This window comes from Bradyrhizobium betae, assembly GCF_008932115.1.
In the GTDB taxonomy this organism is placed as follows: Bacteria; Pseudomonadota; Alphaproteobacteria; order Rhizobiales; family Xanthobacteraceae; genus Bradyrhizobium; species Bradyrhizobium betae.
The window spans coordinates 6960996-6976315 of record NZ_CP044543.1 but is presented as its reverse complement, the minus strand read 5'-3'; the positions used below and the strand labels follow the sequence as shown (position 1 = coordinate 6976315).

General features: G+C 63.6%; 12 protein-coding genes and 2 pseudogenes. 11 read left to right on the top strand and 3 right to left on the bottom strand.

Annotation, left to right across the window (positions count from 1 at the left end; all coding sequences use genetic code 11):
• Positions 1-12: 12 nt before the first annotated feature.
• On the top strand, positions 13-276 hold the full coding sequence (locus tag F8237_RS33480; RefSeq protein ID WP_374761583.1) for an anion permease: 264 nt from the start codon (positions 13-15) through the stop codon (positions 274-276).
• Here the strand turns inward: F8237_RS33480 and F8237_RS33475 are convergent.
• Positions 231-422 (bottom strand): annotated as a pseudogene (locus F8237_RS33475) (anion permease); the annotation flags it as partial. The gene F8237_RS33480 and the pseudogene F8237_RS33475 overlap by 46 nt on opposite strands.
• Positions 423-443: 21 nt before the next feature.
• Between F8237_RS33475 and F8237_RS33470 the strand changes: the two are divergent.
• The 5 genes and pseudogenes from F8237_RS33470 to F8237_RS33450 all read left to right on the top strand — a co-directional run.
• Positions 444-686, top strand: a pseudogene (locus F8237_RS33470) (anion permease); the annotation flags it as partial.
• Positions 687-925: 239 nt separating this feature from the next.
• On the top strand, positions 926-2077 hold the full coding sequence (locus F8237_RS33465; protein ID WP_201280167.1) for a methionine ABC transporter ATP-binding protein: 1152 nt from the start codon (positions 926-928) through the stop codon (positions 2075-2077).
• A complete protein-coding gene (locus tag F8237_RS33460) occupies positions 2067-2732 on the top strand; it encodes a methionine ABC transporter permease (protein ID WP_151650283.1) in 666 nt (221 codons plus the stop codon). Before F8237_RS33465 ends, F8237_RS33460 begins: the two co-directional genes overlap by 11 nt.
• A 29-nt stretch (positions 2733-2761) precedes the next feature.
• Positions 2762-3535, top strand: a complete 774-nt coding sequence (locus F8237_RS33455) for a MetQ/NlpA family ABC transporter substrate-binding protein (protein ID WP_151650282.1) — start codon at positions 2762-2764, stop codon at positions 3533-3535.
• Positions 3536-3748: 213 nt separating this feature from the next.
• Entirely contained in the window at positions 3749-5446 is a 1698-nt protein-coding gene (locus F8237_RS33450; protein ID WP_151650281.1) for a phospholipase D-like domain-containing protein, read from the top strand.
• A gap of 54 nt (positions 5447-5500) precedes the next feature.
• Here F8237_RS33450 and F8237_RS33445 read toward each other — a convergent pair whose 3' ends face one another.
• Complete coding sequence (locus F8237_RS33445) at positions 5501-6487, bottom strand: helix-turn-helix domain-containing protein (protein WP_151650280.1); 987 nt, start codon at positions 6485-6487, stop codon at positions 5501-5503.
• Between the two features lie 180 nt (positions 6488-6667).
• Here F8237_RS33445 and F8237_RS33440 point away from each other — a divergent pair, with 180 nt between their 5' ends.
• The 4 genes from F8237_RS33440 (at position 6668) to F8237_RS33425 (ending at position 11974) form a co-directional block, all read left to right on the top strand.
• Positions 6668-7864 carry a serine hydrolase domain-containing protein gene (locus F8237_RS33440; RefSeq protein ID WP_151650279.1) on the top strand — a complete coding sequence of 399 codons (1197 nt, stop codon included), beginning with the start codon at positions 6668-6670 and terminating at the stop codon, positions 7862-7864.
• 15 nt (positions 7865-7879) lie between these two features.
• Positions 7880-9865, top strand: coding sequence for a primary-amine oxidase (locus tag F8237_RS33435; RefSeq protein WP_151650278.1), 1986 nt, complete (start codon positions 7880-7882; stop codon positions 9863-9865).
• Between the two features lie 175 nt (positions 9866-10040).
• Positions 10041-11105, top strand: coding sequence for a hypothetical protein (locus tag F8237_RS33430; protein ID WP_151650277.1), 1065 nt, complete (start codon positions 10041-10043; stop codon positions 11103-11105).
• 110 nt (positions 11106-11215) lie between these two features.
• The gene (locus tag F8237_RS33425; protein WP_151650276.1) at positions 11216-11974 is read left to right on the top strand and encodes a CBS domain-containing protein; all 759 of its coding nucleotides are present in this window, start codon (positions 11216-11218) and stop codon (positions 11972-11974) included.
• 66 nt (positions 11975-12040) lie between these two features.
• Here F8237_RS33425 and F8237_RS33420 read toward each other — a convergent pair whose 3' ends face one another.
• Positions 12041-12601 carry a helix-turn-helix domain-containing protein gene (locus F8237_RS33420; protein ID WP_151650275.1) on the bottom strand — a complete coding sequence of 187 codons (561 nt, stop codon included), beginning with the start codon at positions 12599-12601 and terminating at the stop codon, positions 12041-12043.
• A gap of 693 nt (positions 12602-13294) precedes the next feature.
• Here F8237_RS33420 and F8237_RS33415 point away from each other — a divergent pair.
• Positions 13295-15283 carry a TonB-dependent siderophore receptor gene (locus tag F8237_RS33415; protein ID WP_162006440.1) on the top strand — a complete coding sequence of 663 codons (1989 nt, stop codon included), beginning with the start codon at positions 13295-13297 and terminating at the stop codon, positions 15281-15283.
• The last annotated feature ends 37 nt before the right edge of the window (positions 15284-15320 follow it).

Here is a 15320-nt window from a genome sequence, read left to right as displayed (position 1 = left end):
AGGGGAAGACGAATGACCGCTGGCTCGCAGGTGCCTGAGGCGAAAGGGTTTCGCTGGAAGCTGATTGCACCGCTCGTGGTGTGGCTGGCGATCTATCTGTGGCCGGTACCGACGGGCCTCAACGTCAATCAGTGGCACTATTTTGCAGTGTTCGCGGCCGTCATCACCGGGCTCATCCTGGAATCGATGCCGGTCGGCGCGGTCGGCTTGATCGGCCTCACGGTCGGCGGCGGCAGCACGGCGGCGGCATGCGAGGTGATGCTCGAGAAGAAATAGTGGATCCAGAAGAACAGCGCGACCAGCAGGATCATCGCGGTCGACGGCGACAGCCCCGCGAGCGGCTTGGCGAATTCGGTCGCGAACCATTTGATGAAGCCGATCTCGTTCAGGCCCGAGGCCAGCGTCAAGAGCGAGGTGAAATAGCCCAGGCGCCCTTCTCGGCGGTGGTGCTGGCGGTCGGCTCCGGGATCCCCGACCTGCCGGTCACGACGCTCGCGATGCTCTGCATGTATTCGCTCGGCCTGATGGGCGTGATCTCGCCTTACGCGACCGGACCGGCACCGATGTATTTCGGCAGCGGCTACATCGGGAAGGGCCAGTTCTGGGGCTTTGGCCTGATCTTCGGGCTACTCCATTTCGGCGGGCTGCTGGTGATCGTGCTGCCGTGGTTGCAGATGGTCCGGTGAGCCGGGCCGGAGGCAGATACCACTCGGCAGAAGAATATTCTTCTACGGCGGGGCCTATGGAAAACTTCGTCCAACTCCCTGCAAATATCTGAAATTGCACGAAAGACCTGAAAAGGCGATGGTGCGTGCTGCAGTGCAGCGCGGTGCAACCGACCGCTCGGCCGCTGTTTTACCCCGTCGCTCGATGCGACCAGGTTCCCGCAGGTCACTGGGGCATGCGGGCAAGCGAATTATCATGCATGAAGGCCGCCTCCATGAACGCCCACCAATCGCTCGCGATCGGACAACCGCTCGAAACGCTCGAAGCGATTTCACCTGCCGCAGTCGAAGCGGAGGCCATGGTCCGTTTCGCTGGCATCTCGAAAACCTATCCGGCCTATCGCGGCAAGCCCGGCGTCAACGCGCTGCAGGATATCGATTTCGCGATTCCGCGCGGTTCGATCACGGGTGTGATCGGCCGTTCCGGCGCCGGTAAGTCGAGTCTGGTCCGGCTGATCAACGGGCTCGAGAAGCCGACCGCGGGTCACGTCATCGTCGATGGCCGAGACATCTCGGCGCTGGCGGGCCGCGAATTGCGGCTGGCGCAGCGCTCGATCGGCATGATCTTCCAGCACTTCAACCTGCTGTCCTCGCGCACGGCGGCCGACAACATCGCGCTACCGCTCGAGATCGCCGGCTGGTCCAGGGCCGACATCAAGACCCGCGTCGCGGAGCTGCTGGCGCTGGTCGGCATCGCCGACAAGCACGACCGTTATCCGTCGGAACTGTCGGGCGGCCAGAAGCAGCGCGTCGGCATCGCGCGAGCGCTGGCGACGCGGCCGAGCGTACTTCTGTCGGACGAGGCGACCTCGGCGCTCGATCCGCAGACCACGCGCGCCATTCTCGATCTGCTCGCCAACATCAACCGCGAGCTGGGCGTGACCATGGTGCTGATCACCCATGAAATGTCGGTCGTGCGTCAGCTCGCCAAGGAAGTCGTGGTGTTAGATGCCGGCCACGTCGTCGAGAGCGGCCATGTCGCCGACATCTTCACCCATCCCAAACATCCGATCACGCAATCCTTCCTGGCCGAGGCGATCGGCGACAGCCTGCCGGTCTCGCTGCAAAGCCGGATCGTGGCGGAGCCGCCTGTCGGCGGGCAGGCCGTGATCCGCGTCCAGGCCCGCGGGGCAGGGGCCGGCGACACGCTGGTGGCGCGGCTCGCGCGCGAGCTCGGCCTCGATGTGGCGCTGCTGTCGGCCCGCATCGACGAGATCGGCGGCCAGCATGTGGGCTCGCTGGTGCTCGGCATTCCTCTTGGCAATTCTGGGGGCGAGGGCGCGGCGACGCGCACGCTTGCCTGGCTGTCTCAATATCAATTCTCGGCGGAGCGTCTCGGCTATGTCGCCTGAACTCATCAATCTGATCATCCAGGCCACGGGCGAAAGCCTGTACATGGTCGGTATCGCGGCGCTGCTCGGCACCACCTTCGGCCTGCCGCTCGGCGTCTTCCTCGCGACCAGCCGGAAGGGCGAACTGTTCTCGGCTCCCGCCGTCAATCGCGTGCTCGGCATCGTCGTCAATGCAACGCGCTCGACGCCCTTCATCATCCTCGTCGTCGCCATCATCCCGTTCACCCGGCTGATTGCCGGCACCTCGATCGGCTCGACCGCGGCGATCGTGCCGCTGGTCATCGCATCGACGCCGTTCATCGCGCGTCTCGTCGAGGCTGCGATCCGCGAGGTCGATGGCGGCCTGATCGAGACCGCGTCCTCGTTCGGGGCCTCGCCAATCCAGATCGTGCTCAAGGTGCTGATCCCCGAAGCGCTGCCCGGACTGGTTCTGGCTCTGACGCTCGCGGTGGTCAGCCTGCTCGGCTACTCCGCGATGGTGGGTGCCGTCGGCGGCGGCGGCCTCGGCGACCTCGGCATCCGCTACGGCTACCAGCGCTTCATGCCGGAGATGATGCTCGCCGTCGTGGTCGTGCTGATCGCGCTCGTGCAGCTCGTGCAAAGCGCGGGGGATTATCTGGCGGGCCGGGTCAACCGCCGGCTGCGGCATCGCTGATCCACATTTTTTCGAAACTGGAGATGACAATGCGTTTTCTGGCAACCCTTGCGGCTGCAGCCTTGCTTGCGACCACGGCCCACGCCGAGACCATCCGCGTCGGCGTCACCGCCGGGCCCCATGCCGAGATCCTGGACGTCGTGAAGAAGGTCGGCGCCGAGCGCGGCCTCGACATCAAGGTGGTCGAGTTCACCGACTACGTGATCCCGAACCAGGCGCTGGCGCTGAAGGACCTCGAGGCCAACTCGTTCCAGCATGAGCCGTACCTGAAGAACCAGATTTCCAAGACGGGCTGGAAGATCGTCAAGGTCGCGACCACGATCGGCTCGCCGCAGGGCGTCTATTCGCAGAAATACAAGAAGCTCGCGGATCTACCGGAAGGCGCCCGCGTTGCGATCGCCAACGATCCCTCCAACGGCGCGCGCGGCCTGATGATCCTGGCGCTGCACGGCGTCATCAAGCTGAAGGACAACAACGACGTCTCCTCGACCATCGCCGACATCACCGACAACCCGAAGAAGCTTCGCTTCGTCGAGCTCGACGCCGCCCAGCTCCCGCGCGCGCTGCAGGACGTCGACGTCGTCTCGATCAACAACAATTACGCCGTGCAGGCCGGCCTCAATCCAGCAACCGACGCGATCGCGCGTGAAAATCCCGATGGTCCCTGGGTCAACATCCTCGCCGTCCGCGAGGAGGACAAGGACAAGCCGTGGGTGAAGCAGCTGATCGAGGCCTATCATTCCGAGCCCGTGAAGGCGTTCCTGGAGACGCGCTTCAAGGGCACTTATCTGCCGACCTGGTAAGGGGCAGACGATGCGGGGGCAGGCCGCGGGCCTGGCCGCCGCAGCAGCCTCCGCTGTCGCACTACAGTCACATGCTGCCGCCACGGCTTTCACGTCGTGGCGATACGTCGCACGCACGCCTCCACAGTGGCTCTTCCTAAAGGTTGCTTCGAAATAATATTCTCTCCTGAGTAGAGGCCTATTTCAGCAAAGCCGATTCAGGGAGAGCCGCCCGTGAGACAAGCCTCATCGAATGGCACGTTGCGTGCGCGCGCAGTTGCCGGAACCTATGTGGTGATCCTGGCCTGGGATTTCGCACCGGACCAGGAAAACAAGCATAGCGGCCTGATGGGCTTTGCCATCGAACGCACCGAGCTCAACAACGGGGTCCAGGTCGAAAAATACTGGATGCGAAGTATCAAGCGATTTCGCGAGAAAGATCGCGGGCTGCCGCCCGGTACGCCGGTGAGCACGGCCGACCATCCCATCCAGACTTTTCAATGGGGCGACTATACGGCCCAATCCAGCCGGACCTATCGCTATCGCATCGTCCCAACATATGGCACCGCGAAGAACCTTGTCCTTGACGACGCATCGGCGGTCACGGTCGAGATCAACACGGAGGTCGAGTACCTACTCCATCCCGATGCGGACAACGATACGAGCCGCCATGACGTCTACTTCAATCGCGGGGTAATCGGGTCGCAGGCCTATGCTCGTCGCTTCGAGAATGCAGAGCCTGATACCGACAACCCTGCTTCTGAAGAAATGGTTTGGCTTTCGCGTGGACTCTTCGAGGCGATGATCCGCTTTATCGGTCTTGCCGAGGATCACCACTTTGCGCTTCGGGCGGCGGTTTACGAGTTCCACTATCAGCCGGTCGCGAATGCCTTTGCCAAGGCGGTCGAAGCCGGAGCCGACGTCAAGATCGTCTATGACGCGGAAAGTTCCTACAAAGTCGAAAACAACGCAACGATTGCGAAAGCCGGTCTCGACCAGGCGGATGCGGTGATCCCGCGTACGGTGACGGAGGGTATCCGGCACAACAAATTCATCGTGCTTCTGAAGGATGACGCGCCGATCGGCGTATGGTTTGGCTCAACAAACATCTCAAAGGGCGGAATATTCGGTCACTCCAATGTCGGCCATATCGTGTGGGATACCGGCATTGCTGCTGCGTATCTCAACTATTGGGATCGGCTGGCAAAAAACCTGACGCCGACCAAGCTGCGGCCGCTCAACAGGGAGGCATCGCCCCTGCCAGCCGGGCGACCGGCACCGGGTAGCCTCACACCGGTGTTCAGTGCGCGAGACGAGAAGGATAGCAGCGAGACGCTTCAGTGGTACGCCGACCGAATGAATGAAGCCGAGCGCATCGTCTGCTTTACGGTCGCGTTCAACATCGACAAGGTGTTTCAATCCGTTCTGGCCAAGGACAATGACGTGTTGCGCTACGTCGTCAAGGATGACGATCTGGGCGACGGAGAGATCATCGGACGGGATCGGGACGTGCTGTTCGCGGCGGGGAGCTATTTGGGCGGGAATGCGCTGGCCAATTTTCTAGGGGAGCGTGACAATCCCCTGAATACCAACGACTACATTCACGACAAATTCATGCTGATCGATCCGTTGTCGGACGTTCCCCTGACCGTCACTGGCTCCGCCAATTTCAGTCAGCCGTCCCAGCGGATCAACGATGAGAATATGCTCGTGATCTGCGGCGACACCCGCGTTGCCGACATCTATTTCGGAGAGTTCATGCGAATCTTCGATCACCATTATGCGCGCTATCTCGTGCGTAAGCTGACCGCAGCTGATCGTCACGATCCCAACGCCGGCTACCTGAAGGAAAAGACCAGCGAGTGGCTGCCGCCGCACTTCAACCCAGCGAGCTACAAGTCAAAACGTCGCCGCTATTTTCTTGGTGAATAGCGACAACGGCAAGCGGCGTGGTGCGGAGCCCCGTTCGTTTGGTCAAGATGTCATCTACGCTGCTCGCGCGCGCCGCAGCGTCTCTGAAGGCAGCTCGGAGAAGTGGCGCTTGTAGTCGAGCGAGAACTGGCTGAAGTGCCAGAAGCCGTGCTGCACGGCGACGTCGTAGATCGAGGTCTCGGCGCCGCCGGCGCGTTTGAGATCCCGCCGCACGCGGTTCAGGCGCATCGCCCGCCAATAGTGCATCGGGCTGGTGCTCACCACTTCCTGAAAGCAATAGCCGAGCTTGCGCGGGCTCGCGCCGACTGCCTTGCAGACCTCGAGCAACGACAGCGCGCGCTCGCCACTGGCATGCATCAGCTCGCGAGCACGATCGACGGTGCGCCTCCGGGCCGCTGAGCTTCGGCCGGGGTCGCTGGCGCGTGCCGTCGGCAACATGTCCATGATCTCGACGAGGAGGGCGTCTTCCAACGCCTGCCGCGCTGCTGGATCGTCGAACCGTTCTGGCGTGGCCGCGATGGTCTCCTGGATGGCGGCAAGAAGGGCGCGCAGCCGCGCGACCGGCGCCGCCGCCATCTCGATCACCCGCAACTTGTGCCAGACGGCGCGCGGCAACTCGATATCGAGCCGGGCCGCCAACTCCGCGATCAGCACCGTGCTCGCGACGACACCGCGCAGCTCGAAAGCCTTCGGCGTACACATGTCGATCTCGGCGTCGATGCTGGCGAGCACGCGGGCCCCCCTGGCGCTTGTCCCGTTGCAGCTGAGTTCGCCGTCGCCGTCCCAGGGCAGGCCGATGCCAAAACTGTCGGTACCGAGCTGGCCGTGTTGGCGCACCTGCTGGCTGGTGATCTCGCGGAACACTTCGAGCCGGGGCAAAGAGAGCTGCGTAAAGCTGCTGCGGAACGCGCCGGCGCTGATCTGATCGTAGCTCAGCCGCCAACGGCCGAGGCCGGCGCAGTGCTCATCGACATCCGTACTGCTCGCCTGAAGCAGATTGTGAGCTGAGTCCTGAATCGGAAGAGTTGCGCTTAAAGCCATGACACTACGTCGGAATCTGTAAGTCGAGCAGTTAGCAAGAGCCACGCCAGACTGGCACGGCCATGGTGCCTGTCCAGCAAAATATTGCCGGATCTCGATAACGCAGGACGGCGCCCGGGTGCAGTCTTCGTTGCCGTTCCGGACACCGGGGTTGGGATCGCGCTTTGCGGAGGGATCGAGATGCGACCGACCGATGTCATGCGCGGCAGCCCGCCCGCGCCAGAGGCCCAGGTGACGCGCGCCAACTGGCGCAGCTTTCCCGCCATCCGCTGGGGCTTTACCCATATCCGCGAGGTGCTGCCGACCGCCGAGGTCCGCCGCTCAGCGCATCCGACGCCGATACCAAGCGCGCCGCACGAACTGCAAAAGCTCGACTTCACCGCACCGGACGGCAAGCCGACCACGATCGAGGCCACGCTGCGGGAGACCTTTGGTGACGCGCTGCTGGTGATGCACCGGGGTACGCTGATCCACGAATGGTACGGCGATGGCATGAGCGTGACCACGCCGCATCTGATCTGCTCGATCAGCAAGTCGATCGCCGGCACGCTCGGCGGCGTGCTCGCAGGCCGCGGGCTGCTCGATCCCGAGGCGAGGGTGGTGCGCTACGTGCCGGAGCTGGAGAACTCCGTCTACGGCAGCTGCACCGTTCGCAACGTCCTCGACATGGCGGTCGCGATCAAGTTCGAGGAGGACTACGAGGACCCCGCCGGCGACGTCGCGCGCTATCGGTTCTCCTCGGGTTGGGACGTGCCGCCGCCTGGCGTCGAGCCCGGCCATCAGCGCGCCTACCTCACCACGCTGCGCGGCACCGGCAAGCCGCATGGCAAGGTGTTCCACTACGTCTCGACCAACACCGAGGTGCTTGGCTGGGTCTATGAGCGCGCTTGCGGCATGCCTTATCCGCGCATCCTCTCCGAATATCTCTGGCAGCCGCTGGGCGCCGAGGAGGACGGCTCCATGACGCTCGACAGTCATGGCATGGGCCGCATCGCCGGCGGCCTCTCGGTCACCGCGCGCGATCTGCTGCGTTTCGGCGAGATGATCCGCAATCGCGGCCTGGTCGACGGACGGCAGGTGGTGCCGGGCTGGTGGATCGACGACATCCACGAGAACGGCGATCCCAGCGCATGGGCCGACGGCGACCTCGCCGACATCTTCCCGGGCGCCCGCTACCGCAGCAAATGGTACACGATCGATGCCGCGCGCAACGATCTCGCCGCAATCGGCATCCACGGCCAGTGGCTCTATATCGATGCGGCCACCGACACCGTTATCGTCAAGCTCGCGACCCAGCCCAAGGCGATGGACATTCCGCTCGACCATCGCTGGCTGGCGGCCTTCCACGCCATCACCACGCATCTTGCCACGCGCTGACCTCTGGACATCACCATGCTCGATACCGTCAAAGTCACAGCGCAAAGCGCGACCCCGCATGCGCTCGATCCGCTGACCGCCGAAGAGATCACCGCGGTCTGCACGCTGGTGCGCGCTGCTGCGGCCTCGCCGGAGAATTGCCGCTTCCCGACGGTTCGGCTGGAGGAGCCGACCAAACAGCAGCTGGCCACGGGCAAAGCAGGGCGGCGCGCCTTCGCGCTGACGCTGGACATCACCACGGGCGAGGCGATCGAGCACATCGTCGATCTCGCCCGCAATGAGATTGTCGGCCGCAAAGTCATCCCCAACCGCGAAGCGCCCTACGGGCAGCCGCCGGTGATGCTGGAGGAATTCTTCAAGTGTGAGGCCGTGGTCAAGGCCGACCCCGGCTGGCGCGCGGCGATGATTCGGCGCGGGCTGACCGACAAGGACATCGAGCTGGTTCAGGTCGATCCGTTTTCGTCGGGCTTCTTTGACATGGAGTTCGAGCGCGGCGCCCGCATCGTTCGGGCCGTCAGCTTTTTCCGCGAACATCTCCAGGACAACGGCTATGCGCACCCGATCGAGGGCGTTGTCGCCGTCGTCGACCTGATCGCCGGCAAGGTCATTGATCTCACGGACGCAGACCCTATCGTGCCGATCCCGCGCAAGAAGCGGAACTACGGCGCGAATGAGGTGAAAAACCCGCGCACCGACATCAAGCCGCTGCATATCGAGCAGCCGGAAGGTGCGAGCTTCAAGGTCGATGGCTGGAAGGTCGACTGGCAGAAATGGAGCTTTCGCGTCGGCTTCACGCCGCGCGAGGGCCTGGTGCTGCATCAGCTCAGCTATCAGGACGGTGCGCGAAAGCGCTCGCTGATCCATCGCGCCAGCGTCACCGAGATGGTGGTGCCTTATGCCGATCCGACCGAGAACCACTTCTGGAAGTCGGCGTTCGATGCCGGTGAGTACGGGCTGGGCATGCTTGCCAATGCGCTGGAGCTCGGTTGCGACTGCCTCGGCAACATCCATTACTTCGACGTGCCGGCAGCGGACAACAAGGGCGAGCCCTTTGTGATGCAGAACGCGATCTGCATGCATGAAGAAGACTACGGAATTGCCTGGAAACACTATGAATTCCGCAACGGCCTGTTCGAGGTGCGGCGCTCGCGGCGGCTCGTGATCTCGTTCTTCGCCACCGTCGGCAATTACGACTACGGCTTCTACTGGTACCTGTATCAGGACGGCACGATCCAGCTCGAGGTCAAGCTTACCGGCATCATCCAGACCGCCGCGGTGCCATCCGGCGAGACGTACAAATGGGGCGGCATGGTCGACGACAATCTTGGCGGTCCGACGCACCAGCACTTCTTCAACGTGCGCATGCACATGGATCTCGACGGCGGCGGAAACACCGTCACCGAGCACGAATTCGTGCCGCGGCCCTGGGGCGCGGACAATCCGCACGGCAATGCGTTCGACACCACCACGCGCGTGCTATCTCGCGAGCGCGATGCGGCGGCGATCGCCAATGGCGAGACCGGCCGGTTCTGGAAGATCAGCAATCCCAACGAGACCAACTCGGTCGGCAACGCGCCGGCCTACAAGCTCGTTGTCAATCCGAGCCCGCTGATGCTGGCGCAGGAGGGCAGTTATGTCCGCAAGCGCGGCGGCTTTGCCACCAGGCATGTCTGGGTGACGGCGTTCGATCCGGACGAGAAGTATGCCAGCGGCGACTATCCCAACGTCCACGCCGGCGGGGACGGCCTGCCGCGCTACGCCGCGCAGAACCGCAATATCGAGAACACCGACATCGTGGTGTGGCATTCCTTCGGCCACACCCATGTCTGCAAGCCCGAGGACTTTCCGATCATGCCGGTTGAATATGCCGGATTCATGCTCAAGCCGACCGGCTTCTTCGCAGCCAATGCAGCCGGCGACATCCCGCCTGATCGCAACAGCCGCAGCGTGCTTGCGGGCGAGGAGAAAGGCGGCGGCAGCTCGTGCTGCCACAAGGGCTAGGCGGTCGCCGGCGCAATCCGGCACGCGGACAGCCCGACGCGTAACCGATTGCCAGATGAATCGGTTCGGTTCGGCCGCAGCAGACGACATTGATCGAGATCAACGTTAGATTGTGCGTGTCCATTCATACTCGCTACCGTCACACGCGCACCACGCGCCTTTTGGGGAGGGGTACATGGCACGAACGGCAGCCTATTTCACGACCAACGATGAAGATCGCGACGTCTATCACAATCAGGATGACTGCCCAACCGGCTCGCGTATTCACGGGGAAAACAGGAGCGGCGGGGACATCGGCAGCCGGTCGCTGTGTGCGCAGTGCGCCAAGCACGGCTACGGGCATTACGACGACTGGCTCTCCGAACAGGAGACGCTGGGGGACGCGGCGTCCAAGAAGGAAGCCGTAGCGCTTGAGAAACTCGTGGCCAAGCGCGACGCTGCCCGCGCGCGGGAGGGCATCTATCAAGGTGTGAAGCAGTCGTTTGACGCGATCGCGAAGGAGCGCAAGGCTCTGGAGAGCAACAAGAACCTCACCGCGGAGGAGACCAGCAGGCTCGCCTCGATCAAGGTCCAATACAACGACCTCTACGGGAAGCTCCAGTCGATCGCTGCGCAGCACAAAACCGACAGCGACGATCTCGTGCGGCTCGAGGGTGGCAAGACGGACGAAAATGGCGAGATAGACCAGGGGCAGATAAAGCGGCATCAGAACACGCTGGACACGCTCGAGAGCCAAAAGGCGCGGTATGGAGACGCCTCGACCCGGCTCGCGGCGGCCCACACGGCCGCCATCGCGGGGCGGGATGATCCGGAGGCGGTGGAGCTGGTTGCCGACGTCGTCATGAACGAGGCCAGGGGCCAGAGCCCGTACATCAAGAAGTGCCTCGCTTACGCCTACCTCAACTTGACCAAGGGCCACCTGCGGGCGCCGGAAGGAGCCGAGATCAGCGACTTCACGCGGAGTGAGAAGCGCTTCGACGATCCCGAGGAAGGCGATCAGGTCAAGTACATCAGGAGTGTCGCCGACAGCCTCGAGGCCGTTCGCGCGCGTCTGGACGATCCGAAGAACGATCCCACCAACGGCGCCAACCACTGGGCCAGTCCGAAGAGCATGAGCAAGAAGCGGCGTGCGGAGTACGAGAGCAAGAATGGCGAATATGAATGGCTCAATCGCGCCGTCAAGGTTCCGATGAAGGACATTCCGGAGGAGACCTTCACGTTCTGGAAGACCAACGACTGAGAGCGTGGAGCGGGCGGGGGCTTCACATCCATGTGCGATCCGGCGTTGATCCTGGTCAAGCTCCCGTTCAAGGCGTGGGCTATCTGTGAGCGGCTCCGGAGGCCACACACATGCAAGCACACCAGATCATGTCCCGGCGGGTGGTCACGATCCGCCCCGAATCCTCCGTTGCCGATGCGATACGGCTGATGCTGTCGCATCATTTCAGCGGTTTGCCGGTCACGGACGCAGGCGGAAAGCTGGTCGGCATCGTCTGCGAGAGCGATTTCCTGCGAAGGACGGAGATCGGGACCCAGCACGCGCGCAAACGGCTGCTCTCGCTCCTGCTCGGAACAGACCGCTTCGCGCGGGAGTTCGTGAAGGAACACGGGCAGAAGGTCGAACAGATCATGACGCCGGACCCGGTGACCGTGGCTGAAGACACGCCGCTCGACCAGATCGCCGCCTTGATGGAGTCTCGGCGGGTGAACCATATCCTGGTGATGCACGAGGGTCGTATCGTCGGGATGATTACCAGCTCCGACTTCGTGTCCGCGGTTGCCGGTCCGCTGACGAAGGTCCCAGGCAGCCTGGAGGACGACAATCAGATTCGGCAATCCGCTCTGGCCGCGATGTCGGATGCGGCGTGGCATCCAAGCGGGCTGAACATCAGCGTCAGGGACGGTGTCGTGACCTTGCGTGGCGTCGTCCGAAGCGAGGCCGCGCGTCAGGCGGCGGTCGTCGCCTGCGAAACCATTCCGGGTGTTCTCGAGGTGGAGGACCGTCTTTGCCTTCAGACGCTTCGGGCAGATCCCGAAGACGATTATGGCGGCGGAGATATCGCATCGCTTCCGGCCGAGACGTCGACCGCCGACGATGAGCCATTGTGACCGCGGCAAGCCACGTTATCGCCGAAGCAGCCGTAGCCCGACGCCTTGGTGCCGCCGAACGGCCGGCTACGCCAGCTCGACATCGCTCCGCGCCTCGCCCGGCGCCAATCCGGTCGATGCCGGTCCGGCAATGAGGCTGTCGAGGTCGACCAGCAGCAGATCGGCAATGTGCGTGAGCTGGTGGAGAGGAATGCTCATCTCACCGCTCTCGGCACGCGACACGAACTCGGGCGCGACGGCGAGGAAGTTCGCAATCTGGATCTCGGTATAGCCGCGCGCCTCCCGCGCGGCTTTGATCTGCGCGCCGATATGCTGCCTGTGCAGCGCCTGCTCCTCGTCGGTCATCATGAGGGCCTGCTCGTCCGGGCTGGCAACGCCATCGGCGAACGCAACGCCGAGCAGCCGCCGCTTCTGCCACGCGACACGGCAGGTCTTTCGCAGCCCGTCGGCGAAGACCAGCGTGGCCTCTTTCGGAAACGACAGCGACCAGTCGAGCTTCAGTCTCGCTCCCGTGCCTGATACGTCGCAGATCGTGCAGGGGATGCTGACGGCCCCTCTGGCGCCGTCAAACTCGATGATTCCGGTCCTGGCCGTGGATCGCCTGGTCGCGGCGCGCAATTCGTTCATGGATGTCGAACCCCGGATGCCAGCACGCGCTGCACAGAACGTTGCGGCGCGTTCCGCAAAGTGACTGAAATATCCCGCAACATAGTCTACCGCCGGGGTTCCGCAGGCTCAATCGAGCGGCGAGGGCATGGTAAAGGATTCGTTCTCCGCGCCGGCTTTCGATGTCGCCTGTTGTCCTGTCCGGTCGACCGCGCCTGTTCGTCTAGAACAATTCCAGATCCAAGGGAGCATGCGCGCCTGTCCGGGCGTGAGCGCATTCGCCGCACCTGCTGCGCACAGGTCTGGAGAAATTCTAACGCTGTTCCTATCGCGCTCCGAAATCGGCTGCGTTACGGCGAGACACCAAAAACGATACCGGCAAAGCCGGCAGTGCGTGGGGCCTCGACAGACGTGACAGACTTCCAGCTTCCTTCGCGTTCCGGTACGCGTCTTCGACAGCTCCAGGCGGTGTTCTTCGGAGCAGCCGGCACATTTGCTCTCATCGTTCCCTTTGGGGCCGCCACTGCGCAGACGCAGCTTCCCTCGGTCACCGTCGATGCGCCAAGCCAGAGCGCACGCCCCACGGCAGTCGCCTCGTCGCGGCGGAGTGCGACGACGCGGACCACACGCGCCAATCGCCGCGCTCCGGCGCAGCAGGCGGCGCCAAGCGCGACGGCAGCAAACACCGGAGCCGGCGAACGGGCCAATGGTCCGGTGCGCGGCTTCGTCGCGACGCGAAGCGGCACCGCCACCAAGACGGACACGCCGCTGATCGAAACGCCGCAGTCGATCTCCGTCATCACCACCGACCAGGCCAGAAATCAGGGCGCGGTCTCGATCGGCGAGGCCTTGCGCTACACCGCCGGCGTCAGCGGCGACGTCAATGGCGGCTCGGATACGCGCTTCGGCGGGCTGCAGATCCGCGGCTTCGACATGACCATGCCGGGCCTCTACGTCGATGGCCTGCGAATTCCGTCCAGCAATTACGTGCATTTCAACGGCCTCGATCCCTACGGCGCCGAGCGCCTCGAGGTGCTGAAAGGGCCGTCGTCGGCGATGTATGGCGGCAGCGGCACGGGCGGCCTGCTCAACTATGTGACGAAGCTACCTACCGCGCAGCAGTTCGGCGAAGTCTCGATCTCCGGCGGCAGCTTCAACCGCTATCAGGGCCAGTTCGACATGGGTGGCCCCGCCAACAAGGAAGGCACCGTACTGTGGCGCCTGACCGGCGTCGTCCGCGATGGCGAGACCCAGGTCGACTTCACCAAGGACAATCGCGTCTTCATCGCGCCCGCCGTCACCTTCAAGCCGAACGAGGACACCACCATCACGTTCCTCGCCAACTATCAGCGTGACCGGGCAGGGTGGGGCCTGCAGTTCCTGCCGGCCTCGGGTACGCTGTGGCCGAACAACGGCCGCACCATTCCGGTGTCCTTCTTCGCGGGCGTGCCGAGCTTCGACGCCTTCAACACCGAGATCGCAACGGTCGGCTATCAGCTCTCGCACGATTTCAACGACTATCTCACATTCCGGCAGAACCTGCGCTACGCCTACCAGCACAACGAGGAAAAGGTCTTTTACGGCGCCGGCTACACCAACGAGGCCGCGGGCGACTATGCCCGCGTCGGCAGCTACAGCAACTCGTACATCAACTCGTTCGCGGTGGACAATCAGCTGCAGGGCAAGTTCACCACCGGCTTCCTTCGTCACACCGTGCTGGCCGGCATCGACTATCGCAACACCGACTTCCGTGACACCGCCTTTGGCGTCACGACCTCGTCGCCCACGGTCAACGTGTTCAACCCGGTCTACAGCTACGACTACGCTGTGGACGCCGTGCCGAGCGACAAGACCGGCGTCAAGCAGTCGCAGGTCGGTCTTTACCTGCAGGACCAGATCAAGCTCGGCCGGCTTTCGTTCCAGCTCGGCGGCCGCCAGGATTTCGTGACGACGGCGGTCGACGCAATAGGCAATTCGGCTTCGACCGATGCGTCGGCCTTCACCGGCCGCGCCGCCGTGATGTACAATTTCGACAACGGCATCGCGCCTTACGTCAGTTACTCGGAATCGTTCCTGCCGGTGCTCGCGACCGGCCCCGGCGGCCAGTTGCTCAATCCTGAAACAGGCGTGCAGTACGAGGTCGGCGTCAAGTATCAGCCGCTCGGCTGGAACGCGCTGTTCACGATCGCGGCCTTCGACCTGACGCGCGACAACGTCGTCACCTATCCGCCGCCGACCTATGTTGCCTCGCAGATCGGCCAGGTGAAATCGCGCGGCGTCGAGCTCGAAGGCACCATGTCGCTCGCCGACGGCTGGAACCTGCGCGCCGCCTACGCCTATGTCGACGCCATGCTGTCGCAGGATCCGGTCAATCTTGGCAAGGCTCCGCCGACCGTGCCGCTCAACCGCGCCTCGCTGTGGAGCGACTACACGCTCCAGAACGGTCCGCTTGCCGGCCTTCAGTTCGGCGGCGGTATCCGCTATGTCGGCGCGACCTGGGGCGATGACGCCAACACGTTCAAGGTGGGGTCCTCGACGGTGCTCGACGCGCTGCTGGCCTACACCCGTGACAATTGGCGGCTGTCGCTGAACGTTACCGACCTGACCGACCTGCGTTATGTCGCGGCCTGCTATGGCGCCGCGTCGGGCTGCTTCTACGCCGAAGGACGCAAGGCCATCGGCAAGCTGACCTACCGCTGGTGAGCAGGACATCGCGCATGAAGCTCCACAAGAGGTCGTC

Bases quoted from the DNA above. Each gene is read 5' to 3' on its own strand.
- F8237_RS33440 (WP_151650279.1), top strand. From the start codon at position 6,668: ATGCGACCGACCGATGTCATGCGCGGCAGCCCGCCCGCGCCAGAGGCC.
- F8237_RS33455 (WP_151650282.1), top strand. From the start codon at position 2,762: ATGCGTTTTCTGGCAACCCTTGCGGCTGCAGCCTTGCTTGCGACCACG.
- F8237_RS33420 (WP_151650275.1), bottom strand. From the start codon at position 12,601: ATGAACGAATTGCGCGCCGCGACCAGGCGATCCACGGCCAGGACCGGA.
- F8237_RS33465 (WP_201280167.1), top strand. From the start codon at position 926: ATGAAGGCCGCCTCCATGAACGCCCACCAATCGCTCGCGATCGGACAA.
- F8237_RS33460 (WP_151650283.1), top strand. From the start codon at position 2,067: ATGTCGCCTGAACTCATCAATCTGATCATCCAGGCCACGGGCGAAAGC.
- F8237_RS33425 (WP_151650276.1), top strand. From the start codon at position 11,216: ATGCAAGCACACCAGATCATGTCCCGGCGGGTGGTCACGATCCGCCCC.
- F8237_RS33435 (WP_151650278.1), top strand. From the start codon at position 7,880: ATGCTCGATACCGTCAAAGTCACAGCGCAAAGCGCGACCCCGCATGCG.
- F8237_RS33445 (WP_151650280.1), bottom strand. From the start codon at position 6,487: ATGGCTTTAAGCGCAACTCTTCCGATTCAGGACTCAGCTCACAATCTG.
- F8237_RS33480 (WP_374761583.1), top strand. From the start codon at position 13: ATGACCGCTGGCTCGCAGGTGCCTGAGGCGAAAGGGTTTCGCTGGAAG.
- F8237_RS33430 (WP_151650277.1), top strand. From the start codon at position 10,041: ATGGCACGAACGGCAGCCTATTTCACGACCAACGATGAAGATCGCGAC.